Source organism: Bradyrhizobium sp. USDA 4501 (genome assembly GCF_054062115.1).
This window is the reverse complement of the sequence record NZ_JBSSEX010000001.1, coordinates 4,762,515-4,782,834: the sequence shown is the minus strand read 5'-3', so window position 1 is coordinate 4,782,834 and position 20,320 is coordinate 4,762,515. Positions and strand designations below refer to the sequence as shown.

15 protein-coding genes and 2 pseudogenes are annotated in these 20,320 nt (G+C 60.5%); 9 read left to right on the top strand and 8 right to left on the bottom strand.

From position 1 onward, the window contains the following. Positions 1-6 precede the first annotated feature (6 nt). Both ACVWZM_RS21880 and ACVWZM_RS21875 read right to left on the bottom strand, forming a co-directional pair. On the bottom strand, positions 7-1,113 hold the full coding sequence (locus tag ACVWZM_RS21880; RefSeq protein WP_456854714.1) for a helix-turn-helix transcriptional regulator: 1,107 nt from the start codon (positions 1,111-1,113) through the stop codon (positions 7-9). A 948-nt stretch (positions 1,114-2,061) separates the two neighbouring features. Next, on the bottom strand, positions 2,062-3,240 hold the full coding sequence (locus tag ACVWZM_RS21875; protein ID WP_456854713.1) for a hypothetical protein: 1,179 nt from the start codon (positions 3,238-3,240) through the stop codon (positions 2,062-2,064). A gap of 146 nt (positions 3,241-3,386) precedes the next feature. On the opposite strand from ACVWZM_RS21875, the pseudogene ACVWZM_RS21870 reads away from it, so the two are divergent. The 8 genes and pseudogenes from ACVWZM_RS21870 to ACVWZM_RS21835 form a co-directional block, all read left to right on the top strand. Next, positions 3,387-3,545, top strand: a pseudogene (locus tag ACVWZM_RS21870) (RidA family protein); the annotation flags it as partial. Positions 3,546-3,933: 388 nt separating this feature from the next. Then, positions 3,934-4,830, top strand: a complete 897-nt coding sequence (locus tag ACVWZM_RS21865; protein WP_456854711.1) for a S1/P1 nuclease — start codon at positions 3,934-3,936, stop codon at positions 4,828-4,830. A 275-nt stretch (positions 4,831-5,105) separates the two neighbouring features. Then, entirely contained in the window at positions 5,106-7,265 is a 2,160-nt protein-coding gene (locus ACVWZM_RS21860; RefSeq protein ID WP_456854710.1) for a CHAT domain-containing protein, read from the top strand. A 16-nt stretch (positions 7,266-7,281) separates the two neighbouring features. After that, positions 7,282-7,740 (top strand): hypothetical protein, encoded by a 459-nt coding sequence (locus ACVWZM_RS21855; protein ID WP_456854708.1) that lies wholly within the window; start codon positions 7,282-7,284, stop codon positions 7,738-7,740. An 88-nt stretch (positions 7,741-7,828) separates the two neighbouring features. Then, positions 7,829-8,917, top strand: coding sequence for a hypothetical protein (locus tag ACVWZM_RS21850; RefSeq protein WP_456854706.1), 1,089 nt, complete (start codon positions 7,829-7,831; stop codon positions 8,915-8,917). A gap of 483 nt (positions 8,918-9,400) precedes the next feature. Beyond that, entirely contained in the window at positions 9,401-10,129 is a 729-nt protein-coding gene (locus tag ACVWZM_RS21845; protein WP_456856736.1) for an ATP-binding cassette domain-containing protein, read from the top strand. Continuing rightward, positions 10,126-11,685, top strand: a complete 1,560-nt coding sequence (locus ACVWZM_RS21840) for an ABC transporter permease/substrate-binding protein (protein WP_456854704.1) — start codon at positions 10,126-10,128, stop codon at positions 11,683-11,685. Before ACVWZM_RS21845 ends, ACVWZM_RS21840 begins: the two co-directional genes overlap by 4 nt. Before the next feature lie 500 nt (positions 11,686-12,185). Continuing rightward, positions 12,186-13,119: pseudogene (locus tag ACVWZM_RS21835) on the top strand (IS630 family transposase); the annotation flags it as partial. A 31-nt stretch (positions 13,120-13,150) separates the two neighbouring features. Here ACVWZM_RS21835 and ACVWZM_RS21830 read toward each other — a convergent pair. Genes ACVWZM_RS21830 through ACVWZM_RS21820 form a run of 3 tightly spaced genes read right to left on the bottom strand, consistent with a single transcriptional unit; the run spans position 13,151 to position 16,206 of the window. Next, positions 13,151-13,969 carry an ABC transporter ATP-binding protein gene (locus tag ACVWZM_RS21830; protein WP_456856735.1) on the bottom strand — a complete coding sequence of 273 codons (819 nt, stop codon included), beginning with the start codon at positions 13,967-13,969 and terminating at the stop codon, positions 13,151-13,153. A 15-nt stretch (positions 13,970-13,984) separates the two neighbouring features. Further along, positions 13,985-14,785, bottom strand: coding sequence for an ABC transporter permease (locus ACVWZM_RS21825; RefSeq protein WP_456854702.1), 801 nt, complete (start codon positions 14,783-14,785; stop codon positions 13,985-13,987). Next, positions 14,785-16,206, bottom strand: coding sequence for an ABC transporter substrate-binding protein (locus tag ACVWZM_RS21820; RefSeq protein ID WP_456854700.1), 1,422 nt, complete (start codon positions 16,204-16,206; stop codon positions 14,785-14,787). Before ACVWZM_RS21820 ends, ACVWZM_RS21825 begins: the two co-directional genes overlap by 1 nt. Positions 16,207-16,520: 314 nt before the next feature. Here ACVWZM_RS21820 and ACVWZM_RS21815 point away from each other — a divergent pair, with 314 nt between their 5' ends. Further along, positions 16,521-17,366 carry a Crp/Fnr family transcriptional regulator gene (locus ACVWZM_RS21815; RefSeq protein ID WP_456854698.1) on the top strand — a complete coding sequence of 282 codons (846 nt, stop codon included), beginning with the start codon at positions 16,521-16,523 and terminating at the stop codon, positions 17,364-17,366. Here the strand turns inward: ACVWZM_RS21815 and ACVWZM_RS21810 are convergent. Genes ACVWZM_RS21810 through ACVWZM_RS21800 form a run of 3 tightly spaced genes read right to left on the bottom strand, consistent with a single transcriptional unit; the run spans position 17,341 to position 20,313 of the window. Then, positions 17,341-18,327: a HEAT repeat domain-containing protein gene (locus ACVWZM_RS21810; protein WP_456854697.1), complete on the bottom strand. Its 987-nt coding sequence runs from the start codon at positions 18,325-18,327 to the stop codon at positions 17,341-17,343. The two genes, ACVWZM_RS21815 and ACVWZM_RS21810, sit on opposite strands and share 26 nt — an antisense overlap. Position 18,328: 1 nt before the next feature. Continuing rightward, positions 18,329-18,562 (bottom strand): 4Fe-4S dicluster domain-containing protein, encoded by a 234-nt coding sequence (locus ACVWZM_RS21805; protein WP_057838199.1) that lies wholly within the window; start codon positions 18,560-18,562, stop codon positions 18,329-18,331. A 14-nt stretch (positions 18,563-18,576) separates the two neighbouring features. Beyond that, entirely contained in the window at positions 18,577-20,313 is a 1,737-nt protein-coding gene (locus tag ACVWZM_RS21800) for a fumarate reductase/succinate dehydrogenase flavoprotein subunit (RefSeq protein WP_456854695.1), read from the bottom strand. Positions 20,314-20,320: the final 7 nt, after the last annotated feature.

The window sequence follows — 20,320 nt, the reverse complement described above, 5'->3', positions numbered from 1 at the left end:
GGCGCTCTACGGCGCACAAGATGGGCCAGAGGATCGCAAAGCGCTTCCGACCAACATGCCAACGAGTTCAGCCTGTCTGGAGACGCCCGTCTTGCCGAAGACGGCCTTTAGTTGCTGCCTGACGGTACCAACGGCCACTCCAACCTCCATCGCTATGGCATCGACGGTTTTTCCGGCAGCAATTCCGTGCGCAACGTGCGCTTCCGCCGGCGTGAGATCGAACAATCCTTGGATGACTTGGGTGGCTGCGATCGCTTGCTGCGAAACGGTCGTGAGAACGAGGACACAGGAGGCCGTCCCGAAGATATCATTCGCCGCGCCTCGTACCGGCACGATATGTACAACGGAGGCAGGAGCATCCTCGGTCGCAGCGATAGGAATTGAACGCACCTGATCGGCTGATTGACCAGCAACGTGTCTCAGCGCCAGCCCAAGCAAACTATCGGCCCGCTTATCGACCAGACCGATCCGAACTCTTCGATCTTGGATCACTTGCGGGACAAGGTCGTCGAGTAGCTTGTTGGCAGCCAACAAGCGATGGGAGCGAGAAAGAACGGCGGCCGGCAAACCGATGAGACCTAATACTTCGGTCGCGGCCCGCGCCCGCTCCAAGCCCAATCGTCCTGAAATGAGCGCCGCCCGAGCTAGGTGAGCTCTCAACGGATCTAGGGCGGCAACAGCTTCTGCAGAAAACGGCCCTTCTTCGAACCGACGCTCCCAACTGAAGACAACGAGATCCTCGCTCGGCGCCCGAATGACCGTGCAAACGCACCAGCCTCCTCCTTTGCTACGCAGGTATTGGTAGAAGGGGTCCCGGTCCATTTCGTCTGGCGTGAAAAGCTCATGGTCGGCAATGAAGCCGCAATGAGTCCTTGCAAACGCTCGCTCAGTGCGCGGGTTGTAAGGCTCCAGCCCTCTTTCGACGAACTCGGCGTACAAGGAGCGCATGATGGAAGAGCCGGCCCAGCCGTTGCACTGAGAGTTGTGCGTGAACAGCAAACCGCCGATGGAGCCGAACTGGCGCGCAACCCGATCAAGAACGCGGTCCCAAAGTCCTGGAACGGCCGCAGCCTCGTAGACCTGATCAATCAGGTCTTCCGTAACTCGTGACATATACGCCCCCTCGTATCCCCACCGGGATATGACAACACGCATGTAACAGGCGCAATAAGGAGGTACTGCGTGAAAGACGTCTCAAGAAAAAGCTTGCGTACGCTCGGTGATTTAGATGTGGGCGCGAGTGGGTCACTAGCGTCGTAGACGATACGGTGCGAAACGCACCGTTATGCCCTCGATTGCAGCGTGCTTGCTGGCTCGTCCGCACATCGGTTCGTTTCGTACGAAGTTCGCATGCGCTTATCGAAACGCTATCCGTAACGATGCGAGAGGAACATGAGTATGTTACTTCGCCTTCTTTTGAAGAGCCGCGGACGCTGATCCGGGGGCCGGTGGAAGTGTTTTGGGCTGGCGTTGCTGTTCTCTACCAGCGACAACAGCGATCCAAACACGAACGGCAGAAAATACTATCTCAAATGCAATGCCTCGACTCTGGTCACGGCGCCAGCGGTAACGATCTCGGGTGAATAGAACTCAGACTGCCGTTACATCAAAGAACGATGGAGCGATGTATCTGCGAAGCTCGAACTCATTCGCTCTGGCGCTGCTTAGGCAATATCAACTATTTCAGTGAGGCTTGGCCAAGCCGCTAAAGCACGACCGGATGGTGCAAAAGACAGCCCCGCGATCAACGGGGCGAGAAAGAACGATCACTCCGGAGCGCCTATCTTGGCATGGGGTGCGAAGCAGTAGAGTTTGCCATCAGTGCCAATCCATATCCACATGATCGGCATGGGGCCGAACATATGCTTCCCGAAGTGCCTGCCGCAGGTCGGGCACCGGTAGTCATCCGAATACGGACATGGGAGACGCCCTAGTTAGTGCACATCCGCGACCCGCGGCGTAGTAAAGCGTACTTGGCCAGCCGCTAAACAGCGCCGTGTGGCTCGTCGCTCAATGCGGAGCCACTTCACGCGCCAGGCACCTCAAGCGCTGCCTTGGCCGCTAAGATGCGGCGACTTCGCTGATGGCCTCATTCGGCCAATTCCGGCCTTGAGACAACGCCTCAAGCGCTTTCCGAACCATCCCGGCTCTCTTGCGAAGGAACGCATCGTAGTCGGCGCGAATCTTCTTTTCCCGCTCACCTTCCGACGGCATGACTGCATAGCCACCGACATTCAGTTCGTCGAAGGGCACGAGGTGGGAGCGCAGACGATCGCGGACGATCGCTTCACCCAACTCGGCCCGGTCTACCCTTTCGGCCAGATACTTCAAAGGCTCCTTGGCCGAGATATTCCTGTTGGTGCTCATCGTGATAAGAACGCAATTAAGCGCACGGCTGCGTTCCTTTTCCTGGAGATGGCCGTCGTCACGAAGCAACGAATCCGGAAACAGATGATGGTATTCCCTGTTTTTCAGGCGCTCCCTCGTCGCCTGATTGCCATCGGCAATGTCGAAGGCGCCGGCCTTGATCGACAACCCGAGAATTGCCCGAGCCAGCGTCTCCTTGCGTTTGGGCCATCCTGCCTCGATCAACTCCTCAATCGACGGCAACGGAAAATCGGTATCGCTGAAAACCGGAGCCGCACCTCGAGGTCCTTTCTTCAGCAACAGATCTCTGATCGCGCGGTAGTCTTGCAGTGATCTCGTAGACGAAGCATTCTCATAGCGCGAGGTAATGAACGAACGCCATATGTAGGAGCGAACCACCGCGCGCGCATTGCCGTGCTCGTCCAAGGCCTTCGGCAGGTCCTTGTGCAACGCTGCCAGCACCGGAATGACCGTTACCGTCGGCAACCGCTGTTCATCGTAGATGCCCTCCTCCTCCAGGACCTGGACCGCCCATTTGATACCCTCGGAGATATCATCCCAGGCGGTATCGATGCTCGACAGGTCAAGCTGGAAGAAGCTCGCCTGACCGGGAGACTTGTCGGCACGCAGCGCCGCTGTCTGAAGCGCAATCTGTTCGGGCGAGGCGTAGCTCTCCAGAGCGGGACACTTCTCCCTCAAATCAATCATGAGGTCGTGCATCGACTTCCCGGACCGGGCTTCGAACTGCGCGACGATGATGTCGAAGGCGTTCAGCGGCACGGCGGATGTGTTCATCTTGACGAATATATCGAGCGCGGTAGCGGCCTTGGTTCCGGCGTCCAAAACAAGCATTGGAAGATTGAAACGCTTCATTTTGTCTTGCAGATCGCGAAGAGCACCTTCAAGCGCCCGACTGGCCTGCAGATCGTTTTGGACAGCCTCATCATCCGTGGGTGTGAGCCGCACGCACGGCCGAAGATACCCGTAGCCTGATCGACCGGATCATGTGCGGCAAGGGCTTTGGTGACCAACCGAAGGTCGTCAACGGCTTCTCAGATTTGATGGTGGAGGTCTTTGGCGAAGCGAACGGCAAGCACGCGCGATCTGCCGTCGGCATGGCTGGCCTTCCGTTCAACAACGCCGTGGAGGTTGAGATGATCGTCGAAGTGACGGATTGAGACGACCAATGATCGCGAAGTGATCGCTGCATGCGAGACGACCTTGTTCTGTAGTTTTGACCAATGGAATCTGGCGTTTTCTCTGACTGAGATTCGGTCACACGGATTCGTTGCTGTATTGGAACGCGGCGACCTAGGGCGCAGCCAGAACAATAAATGACCCCGGCATCGCGCGAGCAACGGCGCCATCACCCAAACGTGGATGGAAACTGACAATCTCTTTTGGTTGTTTATTCACATTGCTTCTATCCATGAGAGAGTCCCGGTATTTTCGCGACGAGGCTCTTCTGACCGCTTCGAACGTAGAAAAGGGAGCTTGACGGCATTTCCCGCTCCTAACCGAGCATTTTGATCTTCGTTGTTCCGCCAACGATTTGAGGAGTGGATTATGATTCGGTTTGCGACGAACCTGGCCATCCTTGCCTGCGGCGCGGCTCTCAGCTGTTTTCAAATAAGTCACGCGCTTGCCTGGGGCGACGAAGGTCACGAAGTTGTAGCGCTCGTAGCGCAGTCATTCCTTGATGTAGATGTGCGCAAGCGCGTCAATGCACTGCTTGCCGCCGATACCGACTCGCTCACAGCGCACGATATTGCGTCCGCGGCCACTTGGGCGGACAAGTTTCGGGACACGAACGTCAACAATTCTCGCGAGCGGACGCGTCAGTGGCATTTCGTTGACATCGAGATCACGGCTCCGAACCTTGACGATGCCTGCTTTAATCATCCCCCAGTTCCCAATGGGACGCCCGCCTCCGATGGGCCGGCATCCGATTGTGTTGTCGACAAGATCGATCAATTCGCGGCCGAACTCGCCAACCCCGCCACAGATATCGAGGAACAAGTCGTCGCGCTCAAATTCTTACTTCACTTCGTCGGCGACGTGCACCAGCCATTGCACAGCTCAGATGATCACGATCGCGGCGGCAATGCCAAGAGGGCCTCGGCAGCCGGGCTCAGCGCAGGCAATCTCCATCATTTTTGGGACACCGAATTCGTAACCCAACTAGGACCCGATCCACAGACGATTGCCTCCGATCTCATCGGGCACATCACGAAAGATCAGCAGACGCAGTGGCAATCAGGGACCCCCGCCGACTGGGCCAAGGAGACGTTCGCGCTGTCGAAGGACGATGCGTACGGGCAGCTTCCAGCTCCCAACGCGCGTGGAAGCTTTCGGTTGACGGACGACTACGTCACGACCGCAACAAATGACGTCGGAATCCAGCTGGGCAAGGCGGGCGTGCGGCTGGCGATGATCCTGAACCAGACACTGCACAAACCATAGGTATTTGGCGACGGCAAGGTCTGCGAAATTCACAGCCGGCCGAAGAGACAATGAGGCTCCGCTCAGACGTATCGTTTCAGAGCAAGGATGTAAGCTCGCTTGTCAGGAAGTTATTGGCTGCCTAGAAGCGCAGGCGGTCGAGGAAAGAAATGCTATGACCGAACGCGACGTCCATGCTGTTGTGCTCGTGATGCCGGACGGGCGCGGATCAGGCCTCGTATCACGGCCATGGCAATCGAAGCGACGCGGATCGCTGACGCGAGCGGGAGACGGCCGTGGCTAAGAGTGTGTTTGGCCGCCTTGGTGTTGGCGTCCTGGGCGACGCGACGGTCACGCTAGGTGCGGTCGAAACCCTGATGACATGCTTGCCGGAAATTTCGACCAGCAGTCGGCAAAAGCTGCTCGATGGCATTATCGCTGCCGCCGCCGAACACGGGCCATTCGACTTAGAGTACGGCAAGCCTAGTAACCGACACCAGCTGACGCTCGACGCCGAACAAGTCATTTCGGTGTGCCGGGGCATTATCGATCACGCTGATGCGACGGTGCGTCGAACCTTTGCCAATCGTCTCGCCCGTGCCGACTGGGTCGAGGCTATGCCTTTTTTGGGGTATCTAGCCGGCGACACCGACACGTCGGTTCGCCGGAGCGCCTATGCCGGCGTGAAGCGACACGATCCACCGCTCTTCCAGGCACTAAAGACGATCGAGGAGCTGCCCGCCGCCGCCGCTGGGCGATTTGCGTCATCGCCGGCTTCTTTCGAGGTGCTGTCTCTGTCACCTGACATCGAATTGGATACGCTGCCGGAGGACTCACCGACTAGCCGGAAGGAATCGTCGGAGACGACGCGGCAGTTCACCGCCATCAAACGGCGTACCAGTCTCGACTACGCCTCCGACCGCAAGGCTCCCGGCCAAGGAGAGATCACCCTGCTGCTTCGGGTGGAGGGCGCCGAGGACGCCGCACGCAGTCTGGATATCCGCGTGCCCGCTGGAAAGGAACATGCAACGCTGCTTTTGCACGTGAGCTCACAGTCCGCTTCCCTGAAGGTTGAGCCCGAGGTCCAGACGATTCGCGTTCCGCGCAATGGCGACAGCGACGAAGCCCGCCTGCGGGTCATGGCGCTGCACGCGATCAACGGCGAAGGCGAAGTGGCCATCACGATTTTCGACGAGTTTCGCCTTGTCGGCAGCATCGCCGTCATGTTCCGAGCGGAGGTCCGTGATGGCGCACTCATTCTCGAGAAGAGCCGCGATATGTTGTTCCGCGAAGCTGGCGACAGCGGAGCCGCGCCGTATATCGGTCCAACGATCCAACTGTCGCTCACCAATGAAGCTCCTGCGCGCATCCAATTTCACATGCCGGCGCTGAACGAGTCGGGCCAACTAGAGCTGGTGCCGCTCGGCAGCTCTCGCGACGACTACGACGCTTTCGCGGTGCTCAATGCCCTCGCCGCGGCGAGCACGCGGATCGAAAGCATCGAGAAGAATCTCGGCAACCCGCGTAAGGTTGGGGTCGCGAGCGGCGATCAGGTGCTGGAGCTGCTGGCTATGGACTTCCATGGCATTGCGCGCGAGATCGTAGACAATCTGATCTCGCTGCAGACGCGGACCGTGCTGGCCCGCCTCGACGCGAATGCGGTGGTACAATGGGTGCTCAAGAGCCCGAAGCTTGACGCCGTTCCTTGGGAGCTGGCGTTTCAGACTGCCGCCCAGTCCACTCTCAAGGAGCCGATATTGCTCGTCCGGGTTCCGGTGCGTGACGACACCGGCGCAGCTGGCTCTCCGAGGACAGCCGCCAACGTGGCCGCATCACCGCAGACCAAACGCAGGCTTGTGTATGTGGTCGGCGACGGCGTGGCCTCCAACGCAACCACGCTGAACGGGGTGCTCGAAGTCGTCAACGTCGCCAGGAATAAGGGTCTTGACGTTGTCCCCAACGTTACCGGCGGCGCTCGCGAGCCGATGAACCTGCTAAAGCTCAGGGACAGCGTCCCCCAGGCCGACATCATTCATTTTCTCTGTCACGGCATCGTCGAGTCCTCGGGCAGTCTGTATCTTAGAATCGAGAACAACCTCGGCGGCCAATTGTTGCCGCACCAAATCCGCACTTTCGCGCTTCCAAAACAGCCATTGGTGTTCGTCAATGCCTGTTCGTCGGCGGCGGCGACATTTGGCGCGGCCGGATTCACCAGTTTCGCTCGCAGTTTTTTGGCCGCTGGTGCTTCGGCCTACATCGGAACGTTGGCCCCGGTCGTCACCGCGACGGCGCTGCGTTTCGCGACCGCGTTCTTCGATGGCCTGCTGGGCAAGGGCCTCAGCATTGCCGGAGCAATGAACGCTGCACACGCGGATATGGCTGGCGATCCCGATCCGACGTGGCGTCTCTATGCGGTTTACGGCGACCTCGGAGTCGCTCGCGTGTCTGCGTCATGAAGGTCGGGAGGGTCAGATGAATATGAAGGACTGGGTAATCGTCGTGCTGACGGCGGTGTTCGTAGCCCTGTATGTGCTTGCGCTCGCTGGCGTACTGCAGCCGCCGGGCAATGACAAGTTAGTGGTCCAGATCTCGCCAATTATCTCAGTGATCATCGGCTATTATTTCGGCCGGATACCGGGAGAGAAGAACGAGCAAACACTCCGGCAACAGGTTAATGACACTCGGAATGAGCGGCAGCAGGCGGTGGACCAGATGAACCAGGCGCAGAACGCGCGGAACGATGCCGTCCAGCAGCGTGAGAGGTTGGCGACGAAGATTGCCGACGCAAAGGCTGCGCTGAGCGCCGCTGCACCGGCGGCTCCGCCCGAGCAACTCGCCGCAACCCTCAGCGGCGGTGGCGCGGCGGCGCCTGACCCAGAGGCGGTGCAAAAGGCGGCCACGGCCGCCCTCAAGGTGCTCGAAACCCCGTAAGCCGCCGCCTCTACTCGACCATGTGGACGTCGCGATTCTGCTTGGCCGGGCCGTCAATTCAGAACGTCTCAATTGTGCGATCGACGTCATGCGCCAGCGCTTCATGCAAACGGGTCGTATGGCAAACGCAACCTGCGAGGAGTATTTTACGATGCCGTTCGGAGACAACCAAGCGCCCCGACCTGAACGATCCTATCTCAATCTTTTTGAGCCCCCGCCACAGTTGGTTGAGCCTGCCGTCCGGGCCTGCCGGTTATTCAACACGATGCTGGACCTCATCTTCTACAACGTGCCGGCGTTGGCTATTCAGCTTGCCGAAAGAGACGCGCCGATGCGAGCCCGTGAGGAGAAACCTCCTTCCCGCATCGTCCAGTTCGATGCGCTCAGCGATCCGGAAGGCTCACTTCTCCTGATCGACGCCAATACCGCGCCCTACGTCCACAGATATACAGATGTGGAGCTGTTCCTGGCTTCGCCTCACGCGGAGACGCGCGCTGTCGAGATCGCCACGATTACGGGAGTTGGGAGCTCGGCGCTCGGCAGCGCCGCGATGGCATGGGACATCTCTCGCGCGCTCGGAAAGCCCGTGCTTGCGATTGTTCCCGGATACGGCATGGCGGACGTCATGCTACAGGCACTTGGAGGGTGGTTCGGCTTCGGCCTCTACGACTATGTGCATGCAAAGAGCCTGATCCAGAACACTCTCGCCAATGCCACGCCCCGGACCGCGAGCATCGGCCGTCAACTGTCGGCGTCCACACCGGACGCGAAGACGCTTCATGGCGCACCCGTTTTTCGCCACGGGTCCGGCTCCTCGGACGTACTGCACGCGCTCCTCCTTCATCGCGAGACTCCGTTCAGGCTGCTGGTTGGACACAGCAAGGGCGCCCTGCAGATTGGAAATGCGATCCGTTCCCTTCCGCCGGAGCGAACGCAAGACCTCCACGTCGTGACGCTTGGCTGCCCGATCTCGAGTGATGTCGAAGGCGTGCGCTACTATCAATACCTTGGGCTGTTCGACGCCCTGGGACAGCTCAATATGTGGGGACACCTGCCAAACAAATGGCCGCCGACCTGGCACAGCACTAACCCCAAGTTGCCGCCCGCAATGGCGGCGGGAACATACACGGTAGACGCGTTCCTGCCTGCTCCAAGCCGAGATTCACCGTCCACTTAACTGCTGTGCGACATTCATCGGCAGCGAAAGCCTGGCTGATAGGGAGCTCGACAGGTCCAAGATTCCGGCCAATTCCCGTATTCCACGTTTAGGAGGCGCTCTACATGCGACGAAAGCAACCATGGCCAGGGGAGCGTTCAACGTGTGGAGGTCATTGGACGGGATGGAAGCTGTGCTCACCACTGCGCTCTGCCTAGCTTGGCGCGAAGAGCGCGGCCGCCACGAAGGTCCCCCTCTGCAAAGCGCATGAGAAGCGCAACCGTACGTTTCGTACCGGAGTGCGGCGACGCCATTGCCACCAACCGTCTTGCCTCGTGTCGCGGCAGTCCCGCATAGACTTGCGAGCGTCCTTCCCGCAGAATGAAGCGAAGTTCGGATTCGGGACACTCGCGCACAGGTCCAGTCCAACCATGGCACTCGCACCGCTGATCGCCCTACGCCCATGTCGGGAAGCGCTTTGCCGACGGTCACGACGGCGAACGCATCACAGCCGTTGACGATGTCTCGCTCGATATTGCCGCGGGCGAATTCCTGGCGATCGTCGGCGCATCCGGCTCCGGCAAATCCACCTTGTTGCGGCTCGCCAACCGCCTGCTCGATCCCGACAGCGGCTGCATCATGGTGGAGGGCCAGGACGTGCGCGACATCGATCCGGTGCGCTTGCGCCGGCGCATAGGCTACGTCTTCCAGAGCGGCGGGCTGTTTCCACACATGCGCGTTTTCGACAACATCGCCGTCACGCCGAGACTGCTCGGCTGGCCCACCGCCGAGATCGCCGCGCGGGTCGACGAGCTCCTCGACCTGGTGCGGCTCGATCGCTCCCTCCATCGCGATCGCCTTCCGCATGAACTGTCGGGCGGGCAGCAGCAGCGTGTAGGCGTGGCGCGGGCGCTCGCCGCCCGCCCCCGCATCATGCTGATGGATGAACCCTTCGGCGCCCTCGATCCGCTGACCCGCGATACCCTCGGCGAGGAGTACCGCGCGCTGCATCGCAGTCTCGCCTTGACCACGGTCATGGTCACCCATGACATGACAGAGGCGTTGCTGCTTGCCGATCGCATCGCGGTGATGCGGGCCGGACGGGTTATGGCGCAAGGCCAGCCGGCTGAGCTGTCAAACAATAACGACCCCTATGTGGCGGAGCTATTGCGTACGCCCAGGCGCCAGGCTGAGCGGCTAAACGCCCTGCTCCCGGGAGCAAGCGCGGGATGAGTTTCCTGACCGACCCTCGTTGGCGCGACGCTGCGGCGCACCTGCCGGATTACCTTGGCAGCCATGTTCAGGTCAGCCTGGCAGCGCTCGCGCTCGGGCTTGTGATCAGCCTGCCGCTCGCGATCCTCGCACACAACGATGCTGTGATCCGCAGCATCCTGCTGGGCCTTGCCAGCGTCGTCCAGACCGTGCCAGGACTGGCGCTGCTCGCGCTGTTCTACCCGCTTCTGCTCGCCATTGCGTCGTTGACACTTCACTGGTTCGGCTTCGACTTTTCCGCGTTCGGATTTTTGCCCGCCATGCTGGCGCTGGCGCTCTATTCCATGCTGCCGGTGCTGCGCAACACCATCACCGGGCTGAACGGCGTCGATCCCGCGCTGATTGAGGCGGCGCAAGGGGTCGGTATGACGGCGCGGCAATCGCTGTTCACAGTGGAATTGCCGTTGGCGCTGCCAGTGATCATGGCCGGCATTCGCACCTCGGCGGTGTGGGTGATCGGGACCGCGACATTATCGACGCCGATCGGGCAGACCAGCCTCGGCAATTACATCTTCGCCGGCTTGCAGACCCAAAACTGGGTGCTCGTGCTGTTCGGCTGCGTCGCCTCGGCGCTGCTGGCGCTCGCGGTCGATCAACTATTAACGCTCATCGAGCGCGGATTGCGCGAGCGCAAACGGCTCCGCACCATGCTCGGCAGCGTCGGGATCGCCGCACTGGTCGCGGCGACGCTGATCCCTTCGATGGCACGGACCCCATCGGCCTACGTCATCGGCGCCAAGACGTTTGCCGAGCAATATGTGCTCTCCGCGCTGATTGGGCAGCGGCTCCAGGCGACGGGATTGCAGGCCTCGACGCGCGAGGGGCTTGGCTCCAGCGTGATTTTCCAGGCACTCGCGGCCAACAACATCGACGTCTATGTGGATTATTCCGGCACGCTGTGGGTCAACCAGTTTCACCGCACCGATATGCCGCCGCGCGAAGCCTTGCTCGCCGAGTTGACGAATATCCTGACAAAGCAGGACATCACCCTGCTCGGCGCGCTCGGCTTCGAGAACGCCTACGCGCTGGTGATGCCCCGGCAGCGCGCCGATGCACTCGGTATTCATTCGATCACCGACCTGGCCGCGCACGCGCCGACACTGTCGATTGCGGGCGACTACGAGTTCTTCTCGCGCCCCGAATGGAGCGCCCTGCACAAGGCTTACGAACTCTCATTCCGCACGCAACGACAGATGCAGCCGGATTTCATGTATGCGGCAGTAGCGAACGGCGACGTTGACGTCATTGCGGGCTACACCAGCGAGGGGCGGATCAAGGAATACGACCTGGTGACGCTGGCCGACCCCAAGCACGCGATCCCGCCCTATGATGCGGTCCTGCTGCTGGCACCTCGGCGGGCGCATGATGCGGCGTTGCAGGCGGCGCTGAAGCCGCTGCTTGGCCGGATCGACATCGCGACAATGCGCGAAGCTAATTTGCGCGCCAGTGGCAGCAATGCGAACTCCTCGCCCGCCGCGGTGGCGCGTTGGCTGTGGCAGAGGATCGGTGGGCAGTAGGGCGGGACGTACTTTGCCCGTCGCCGCAGCCCGGACGAGCAGGCGTATGTCAAGTTTGATTGTGCAGCCGCACGACGTCGTCGAACCGAACATGCTAAGCATGGCTACGGGAACAGTCCACGCGTCTCCTTTGCGCCCGCACGTGCCGCCCGCGCCCAGGATCGCGGACACAACTTTCACGGCTGTGTATGTCTTCTGCTTCGTCGATGTGCATGCGGATTGCGCAAGCGATGCACAACACCGACCAAGCGGTTCAACGCTGTACCGATACTCCGCACCTGGCAAACTGACGCCGGGATTTACAGGACTTCTGGTTGTTGGATTGACCGTAACGTTTTCTGCGATCATCGCCGAGTTCGTCCGCGCCGGATCCTGTGCTTTCCCGTCCTGAGGCGAGCTAGAGCGGTTTCCAGTTGAGGTGAATCGGAACAGTCAAAGGGGATTCCCACGGGCACGCAAATCAGATTCGGTGTTGCCCGCGACAACATGCGGGGCATGCGATGGCGAAGGGATACTCCAAGGACCTCAGGGTGCGTGCGGTTGAGCTTGTTGAGTCCGGCGAAAGCGCACGTGAGGCTGCGCGCATTCTCAATCTCGGCGCTTCGACTACGATCCGATGGATGGATCGTTGGAGGAAGACCGGAAACGTTGAGGCCAAGCCCGGCACCGGGCACAGCCGCTCGCCGTTGGAGCAGCACAAGCAGTGGCTGATCGAGCTGATCGCCGCGGAGCCGGACCTGACGCTCGAGGAGATCCGCGCGCGTCTGCGCTCTCAGAGAAAGCAAAAGGCCGGCATCGGTTCGATCTGGCGTTTCTTCGACCGTCACAGCATCACCTTCAAAAAAAACACTGCACGCCGCCGAGCAGGATCGACCTGACGTCGCTGCCGAGCGTGCCGCGCTGAAAGCCGAGCAGCCCAAGCTGCGTGCACCGCGCCTCATCTTTATCGACGAGACTGCGGTCACGACGAAGATGGTCCGGCACTATGGGCGCTCTCCTCGCGGTGAGCGCCTCGTCTCTGGCGTGCCCCATGGTCACTGGAAGACGCTGACGCTTGTCGCCGCGCTGCGCATCGATGGCCTCACGGCGCCCTATGTCATCGACGGTGCAATGGATGGGCCCTCGTTCCTGGCTTATGTCGAGCAAGTCCTGGCGCCGACCTTGCGCAAGGGCGACATCGTCTTCATGGACAACTTGCGCACTCACAAGATCGCCGGTGTCCGCGAGGCGATCGAGGCTGTCGGCGCCCGCGTGCGTTATCTGCCGGCCTACTCGCCCGACCTCAATCCAATCGAACAGGCCTTCTCCCGGTTGAAAGCTGCGCTGCGCAAAGGCGCCACCCGCACGGTCCAAGCCCTGCTCAAACTCATCGGCAAACTCGTCAAGTCGTTTGCGCCGCAGATGTGTGCCAACTACTTTAGGCATGCTGGATACACCAGACGATCCACATCATGTGGAAAATGCTCTAGCCAGCCATTCCGAGCGGGCTTAGACGGGGCAGCGATGCAGTGTTGTCCGAGCGCCGCAGGAGCTCGAGCACGTGTCGCTTCAGACGCACGAACTCGCTCTCGGTGACGAGCTCGCTCTGCCGCGGCCGCCCAAATGGCAGGCGAATGTCGTCGATCACCCGTCCCGGTCTCGCGCTCATGACGATGATCCGATCGGCCAGGAACAGCGCTTCCTCAATATCGTGAGTGACGAACACCGTCGTCGTCGGAATCTTGGTCCAGATGTCGAGCAGCACCTCCTGCATCAGGCTGCGTGTTTGGGCATCGAGCGCGCCGAACGGCTCGTCCATCAACAGAACCCGCGGCTGATTGATGAGAACCCGCGCGATCTCGACCCGCTGCTGCATGCCACCGGAGAGCCGCGATGGATAGAAGCCTTCGAAACCCTCCAGGCCGACCAGTCTGAGGATGTCGTCCGCGGCACGGCGCCGCTCAGCCTTACCGACACCGCGCATCTTCAGCCCGAAGGCGACGTTGTCGCGGACCCGTTTCCAGGGAAACAGCGTGTGCTGCTGAAAGACGATCCCTCGATCCGGGCTCGGACCCAGGATCGCCTCATCGTCCACCATCACCTGGCCTCGTGTTACCTGCAAATGCCCAGCCAGCGCGCCGAGCAAGGTCGATTTGCCGCAACCGGACGGACCGAGCATGCAGACCAGCTCAGCCGGGGCGATCGTGAAGTCGAGATCGCGAACCGCCTCAAACGCATCCCTGCCCTCTCCAAGAGAGATGGAGAGGTGGCTGACGTCGATCCGTCCCGGTGTGCGCTGCAATATTCGACACCCGAAGGTTCATCGCGCGACCTCCGCACGGCGCCAGGGCATCAAATATTGTCCCAGTGCCGTCAACAGCCAGCTGCTGCCCATGCCGAGCAGACCGATGACCAGCATACCGACCATGATATCGGCATAGTTCTGCAGCGTATAAGCCTCCCACGTGTAATAGCCGATCCCGAACTGGCCAGAGATCATCTCCGCCGTGACGAGGCAGAACCAGGAGGTACCCATACCGATGGCAAGGCCTGTGACGATGCTGGGCGCAGCGCCCGGCAGAATGATTTCCCACAGGATCGCCGCGGGGCGGCCTCCGAGGCTGCGTGCGGAGGCAATCAGCCTGCGGTCGATATTGGCGACGCCGTGCACCGTGTTCAGGATGATCGGAAACAGTGCGCCGATGAAGGTGATGAAAATCATCGAAAGTTCGGACGATGGGAAGATCAGAATTGACAACGGTATCCACGCGACCGCCGGAATCGGCCTTAGCAGTTCGAGCGGCGGCAGCAAGAGATCGCCGGCGGCACGCGAGCGGCCGATCGCAAAGCCAAGGGCTATTCCGAATACCACCGCGGCTCCATAGCCCGCGAACACCCGCCACAGGCTACTCGTGATATGCGCGAGGAGTTTTGGCGACTTCGCGAGGGCGATTGCCGACTGCACAACCTCCGTCGGCGGCGGCACGTTGCGGAAGGTGGCGATGCCGAGATTCACGTGCAGCACGGAAGCGAGCTGCCAAAACGCAATGCAGACTGCGATCGAAAAACCACGTACCAGCCAACGCAGCGCGAACCGATCCTTGCCGAGTTTTGAGACCATTACCTGCTCGCTATGACTGCATCGCGCGCGCCGGCGTAGTCAAGCACTTGTCCGCCATGCTGCGTCGACCACTTCTCGGCGCGATCCTTGAGCAGGAACGCACTGAGCCCTCCGTCTGGTGAGCGCACGAACCAGGCCTGGCTTGCGAAAAGCTTGATGCCGCTCTCGCGATCCTGGGCATAGACCACGCGGATCGTCTTGCCCTCCTTCTCCAACGCCGCCACCGCCCTCAAGGCACTTTCCGGCGAGCTGTAGTGACGAACCTGAGGCTCATCCCAGACCCAGATCTGCGCCACCCGGCTGACATCTGTGATATCGGCCCCCGTTGTCGCATCTTTCGCCTTGAGCGCAAGCTGGCCATAGTCCTTGAGCTGTGTCTCATAGTCGCGGCCGGATTGCGCAAACGCGGCACGGATGAGTTTGTCGGTCACGAACTGGTTGACGTCGATATCACTATCGGTGCGCTTGAGGTGCTTCAACGTCTCGATCGACGTCGCAACCGCTTGCCGGTATTCCGGCTTCCAAGTGAGGTCACGAGTCTGCAACCCGAGCGGCCCATGGAAGAGGTAAACGACCTCGGCCTCGATGCCTGTCACTTTCTCGATCAACTCGCTGTATTTCTCGGGCTCTTCTGCGATCAAGCGGTCCGCCTCGAGCGCGGCCCGCAAATAGGCGGTGACGATCTCCGGATACTTTTGCGCATAGTCGTCATCCACCAAAGCGCCGTGAAACGTCGGCGCCCCCGCTTGCGAGCCGTCAAAGATCTTGCGAGCAAAGCCACGCCACGGAAACAGCTCCGCAAATGGTACAAAGTCCGCATGCGCCTCGATCTTGTTCGCCTGCAAGGCGGGCCCGGCGACCTCGGGGGCCTGGGTAATGATATTGACGTCGGTTTCCGGATTCCATCCTTGAGCTTCGATAGCGCGGAGCAGCATTCCATGGGACGTTGAGGCGAAAGGAACGGAGATCGTCTTGCCCTTCAGATCCGTGATCGACTCTGCCGGTGAATTTAACGGCACCACGATGCCATTTCCGCTGCCTTCGGTGCTGCCCGACAACACGCCGATGAAGAGGCTGCGCCGGCCGGCTTTCCGGAAGGCCACCCCGTTCAGCGAGCCCGGGAAGTCCGCCATCGCTCCAAAATCAAGCTTTCCGGCCACCATTTCGTTGGTCAGCGGCGCACCGCTCGTAAAGTTCTTCCACTGGATGTCGTAGGTGACGTCCTTGTATTTCCCGTCATGTGGCAGGAATTGCTCCAAGAGCTTCAACTGGCGGATCAGAAGGCCGCCGGTTGCGCAATTGATCGTCGTATCCTGCGTCCCGACAGCAACGCGAATGGTTTCGGCATGCGAAATGCCCGTGCCGCCAATCGCCACCAGGGCGACCGCGGCGGTCAGTGTGACAAGTTTTAACGAGATCATTGGCCCCCTCTTCCGATTGCTGATGGCGGGCAGATGACCGCCAGCAAATCCGGCACTAACAATTGAGCCGACGTCGTGCACGCCGAAGCAATTACTTGCGTTGCGACTTGCTCCGTTCGCGCCATCTCAATTCTGTCGCAATGCGCGAATGGGAACCGCCAAATATTTTCTCACTGCGCAGCTATGAGAAAATGAATCGTTCGCTCACCAATACACATTTGACATCACTTTGCTAAGTGCATTCCACGTCAATCAAAGAGATGGACTTTGGGTTTGCCTGCCTCTTAGCTTGGTGCGAACCGCAAGGCGAAGCGATGGCAATGCCCGTACTTAAAGACGCATCCGAAGCCGAAACCCAGGACCTGATCGCGCGCGCTGGCGCCACAGTCCAGCTTGGCTGGCCTACCAGTCATCGAGCTGCCGCAACGTCTGATCGTCGCATCGCCGCAGCCGACTCCGCCCTCTTCCTGAGCGAGAGCATTGAGGGGCTTAACGTTGGCGCCCATTTCCTCGATCGCTTGTCGGCCATCGAAACGACGCAGGTGCTCGCTGCCGGCCGAAGCGTATCTGTCCCACAAGGAGAGATGGTGTTCAGCCAGGGCGAACATCATGACGGAATCTTCATCATCAGGCGCGGCCAGGTTCGGGTCTATTACACTGCCCCCTCCGGCCGGGAGATCACTTTGGCCTATTGGACGCCTGGACATTTCATCGGAGGGCCAGAGATCTCAGGCTTCGGTGTGCACATGTGGTCCGGCGTGGCCGTTGAGGACTGCGAGATCGCCGCATTGTCTCGCCTCACATTGCAAAAGCTCCTTGTGCAGATCCCTGCTTTCGCACTGGCCATGATCGACGGGCTGATCGCCAAGGGCAAGTGCTACTCCTCGATGGCGCAGATGCTGGGCACGCGCTCCGTGATCGAGCGGCTGGCGCAATATCTTTTGAACCTCGCTGAACTCTACGGAGTTGCGGATGGAAACACCGTCCTGATCAACCGCAAGGTCACGCACGACCAGATCGCCGCAATGGTCGGCTCTACGCGTCAATGGGTCACGATGATGTTGAAGCGTTTTCAGACCAAGCACATGATCAGCATCCAGGGAAACGTCATCCGTATCAAGCGGCTCGATTTGCTCAAGAGGATCCTGTTCGAGGATTAGCACGCGCCTCGATCTGTTGGAGCGCCCAACTCACGGTCTTCCTGACGTCTGGATCAGCGTCGCGCACGCGTGCGATCAGCGCATCACGCGCGAAGGGAACCGCGATTTCACCAAGCGCGGCGGCGGCATCCTTACGGAGCGAGGGCAGCTCGTCTTCGAGGAAGGGGATGATGGCTCCCACCGCTCCCCGAACCCGGAGTTTGCCCAGGCTTTGCAGAGCCTTCTGACGAACCTGCCAATAGCCGTCGTCCAACGCTCCGGTAAGCGTCATTGCTGCGGAGGCCTGACCGATCCGCCCGATTGTCTCCGCGGCGACTGCCCTCACCTGCCATTCCCGGTCCGAAAGCGCGGCGGCGGCGGCCTGGGCAGCGGCCTCATTCCGTGCAAAGGATAGCGCATCGACCGCGGCAAGCCTGACATCGGGGTTCTCATCCTTGCTCGCATGGATCAGCGACGGGAGTGCTTCGAACAGCTTGAGATAGCCGACCACTCCGACCGCCTGCGCGCGCACTGCAGGCTCATTGTCACTGAGTGCGACAATGGCCGGCTTGAGTGAAGCGCTGACCTGGAGCGCCTTCAAAGCGCGAAGGATCGCGGCCCGTACGAAGCTGGACGGATGCGTTACCAATGGCAGCAGGATGACGCTGGTCCCGGGGTCGCGGAGCTCCGCCAGACTGTCCGCAGCCGCCTGCGCGACGCCAGTTTCGGGATCGACAAGAGCGTCAGTCAGCGCCTTGGCCACGTCAACGCCATCGAAGTCTCCCAACGCGCGCGCGGCCTGCAGCCTGACTGCCGCATCGACGTCACTCGCCGCTCGCACCAGCAGAGGCACGGCTTCATCCGTCGATGTCTCCACGAGTTCGATTACCGCAAGACGGCGGACCGATGGGTCGGGGCTTTGCAGCCGTTCCGCGATTTCATCGAGATCGCCAAAGGCCTCGAATGGCTCGAATGCGGTCATGTCAACGCAACAGATAGGGAATGTTGACAGTCACGGCACCGGTTGGACAATCGGCCTCGCAGGGCATGCAGTACCAGCATTCGTCATATTTCATGTAGGCTTTTCCGGTGAGATCGCTGATCCTGAGCACATCGAGCGGACAGACGTCGACGCAAACCGTGCAGCCTTTGTCGGCGATGCATTTGGCCTCATCGACGACGACGGGTACGGTTGTAGGCGTATGAGCAATCGGCATATGGAGTCCATATTTTACGCGTGCTGGCGAATGCGCTGGCGGTCGTAAGCCGAACGCTCGGATTCGTCGATTGGGACGATATAGGGTGCGATCGTTCGCTTCTCCGCGGTCATGCACCCGTTCTGCTTGCGCAGGATGGTGTGGCAGAGCCATTCGTCGTCATTCTTCTCGGGATAGTCGACGCGGTGGTGGTAGAGGCCCCAGCGGCTCTCGGTGCGGAACAGGGAGGCGAACGCCGCCATCTCGGCGCAATCGAGAATCGAGGCGGCCTCCAGCGAGCGCATTAATTCGTGCGCATCGCGTGCCACCATGGCATTTTCCATATCGTCGCGGATTTCGGCAAATCGAGCCTGCCCGAGCCTCATCTTCGCCGTGACCTTTGGCGGCTGAAGATAGTCGTTCACGAAGCGTCGCGTCTTGTATTCGAGCTGGTTCGGCGGAATGCCGTCCTCCCGCTTCGTCGGCGCCAGCACACGGTCGCGCTCCCGCGCGACATCGCCAGGGTCATAGTCGGGAAGATCGACATTGGCCGCGAATTCGGCGGCGTGCTCGCCGGCCACCGCGCCATTGGTAAAGGCGCCGAGCATATAGTTGTGCGGCACACTTGCCATATCGCCGGCAGCATAGAGGCCCGGCACAGTGGTGCGCGCGAACTCGTCGACATGGACGCCGGATGCGCTGTGGCCTGAGCAGAAACCGATCTCGGAAATATGCATCTCGATCATGCGCTCGCGGTAATCGGTGTCGCGATTTTCGTGGAAACGCCCGCGCGACGGCCGTTCGACGTGATGCAATATCCCCTCGATCTTGCCGATGGTGTCGCTATGCAGATGGTTGAGCTTCAGGAACACGGGACCCTTGCCCGATTGCAGCTCGTCATAGAATTCCTGCATCATCTGGCCAGACCAGTAGTCGCATTCGATGAAGCGGTTGCCGTCGCTATTGGTCGTGTAAGCCCCGAACGGGCCGGCTACGTAGGCGCAAGCGGGTCCGTTGTAATCCTTGATCAGCGGATTAATCTGGTAGCATTCGAGATTCGCGAGCCCCGCTCCGGCGTGATAGGCCATCGCATAGCCGTCGCCGGAATTGGTGGCATTCTCGTATGTGCCCCAGAGATAGCCGGACTGCGGCAGGCCCAACCGTCCCGCCGCGCCAGCGCAGAGAATTACGGTCTTTGCGCGCAGCACGAGGAATTCGGCGCTACGCGTTGAGACCGCGATCGCGCCAGCAATCTCGCCATCGCGTCCCGTCAGCAGACGCGTTGCCATATAGCGATTGGAGATCAGCGCCTTCTCGCGGCGCAACTGCCGGTACAGCGCCTTTTTGACGGTATCGCCGTTCGGCATCGGCAGCACGTAGGAGCCGAGGTGATGCACCTTCTTGACGTCAAACTCGCCGTTTTCGTTCTTTTGGAACTTGATGCCGAAACGATCGAGCTCCTGGATGATATCGAAGCAGCAAGAGGCGTACTTGTAGACTGGCGCCTGGTCGCAGATGCCGTCGTTGGCGATTGTGATTTCCCTGGTGTATTGCTCGGGCGTCGCGTAGCCCGGAACCACCGCGTTGTTGAGGCCGTCCATACCCATTGCGATTGCACCCGAGCGCTTGACGTTGGCCTTTTCCAGCAAGACGACGCGCGCCGCGGGATTCCTCCGCTTGGCCTTGTACGCCGCCATTGGTCCCGCCGTCCCGCCGCCGATCACCAGAACGTCGCAGGCCACTTCAGCCAGGCCGTCATTAATCTCGTCCATCTCGCGA

Excerpts from the sequence above, each read along its gene's own strand:
- ACVWZM_RS21855 (WP_456854708.1), top strand. The coding sequence starts at position 7,282 with ATGAATATGAAGGACTGGGTAATCGTCGTGCTGACGGCGGTGTTCGTA.
- ACVWZM_RS21850 (WP_456854706.1), top strand. The coding sequence starts at position 7,829 with ATGCGCCAGCGCTTCATGCAAACGGGTCGTATGGCAAACGCAACCTGC.
- ACVWZM_RS21800 (WP_456854695.1), bottom strand. The coding sequence starts at position 20,313 with ATGGACGAGATTAATGACGGCCTGGCTGAAGTGGCCTGCGACGTTCTG.
- ACVWZM_RS21875 (WP_456854713.1), bottom strand. The coding sequence starts at position 3,240 with ATGAAGCGTTTCAATCTTCCAATGCTTGTTTTGGACGCCGGAACCAAG.
- ACVWZM_RS21880 (WP_456854714.1), bottom strand. The coding sequence starts at position 1,113 with ATGTCACGAGTTACGGAAGACCTGATTGATCAGGTCTACGAGGCTGCG.
- ACVWZM_RS21810 (WP_456854697.1), bottom strand. The coding sequence starts at position 18,327 with ATGACCGCATTCGAGCCATTCGAGGCCTTTGGCGATCTCGATGAAATC.
- ACVWZM_RS21865 (WP_456854711.1), top strand. The coding sequence starts at position 3,934 with ATGATTCGGTTTGCGACGAACCTGGCCATCCTTGCCTGCGGCGCGGCT.
- ACVWZM_RS21815 (WP_456854698.1), top strand. The coding sequence starts at position 16,521 with ATGGCAATGCCCGTACTTAAAGACGCATCCGAAGCCGAAACCCAGGAC.
- ACVWZM_RS21840 (WP_456854704.1), top strand. The coding sequence starts at position 10,126 with ATGAGTTTCCTGACCGACCCTCGTTGGCGCGACGCTGCGGCGCACCTG.
- ACVWZM_RS21820 (WP_456854700.1), bottom strand. The coding sequence starts at position 16,206 with ATGATCTCGTTAAAACTTGTCACACTGACCGCCGCGGTCGCCCTGGTG.
- ACVWZM_RS21825 (WP_456854702.1), bottom strand. The coding sequence starts at position 14,785 with ATGGTCTCAAAACTCGGCAAGGATCGGTTCGCGCTGCGTTGGCTGGTA.
- ACVWZM_RS21805 (WP_057838199.1), bottom strand. The coding sequence starts at position 18,562 with ATGCCGATTGCTCATACGCCTACAACCGTACCCGTCGTCGTCGATGAG.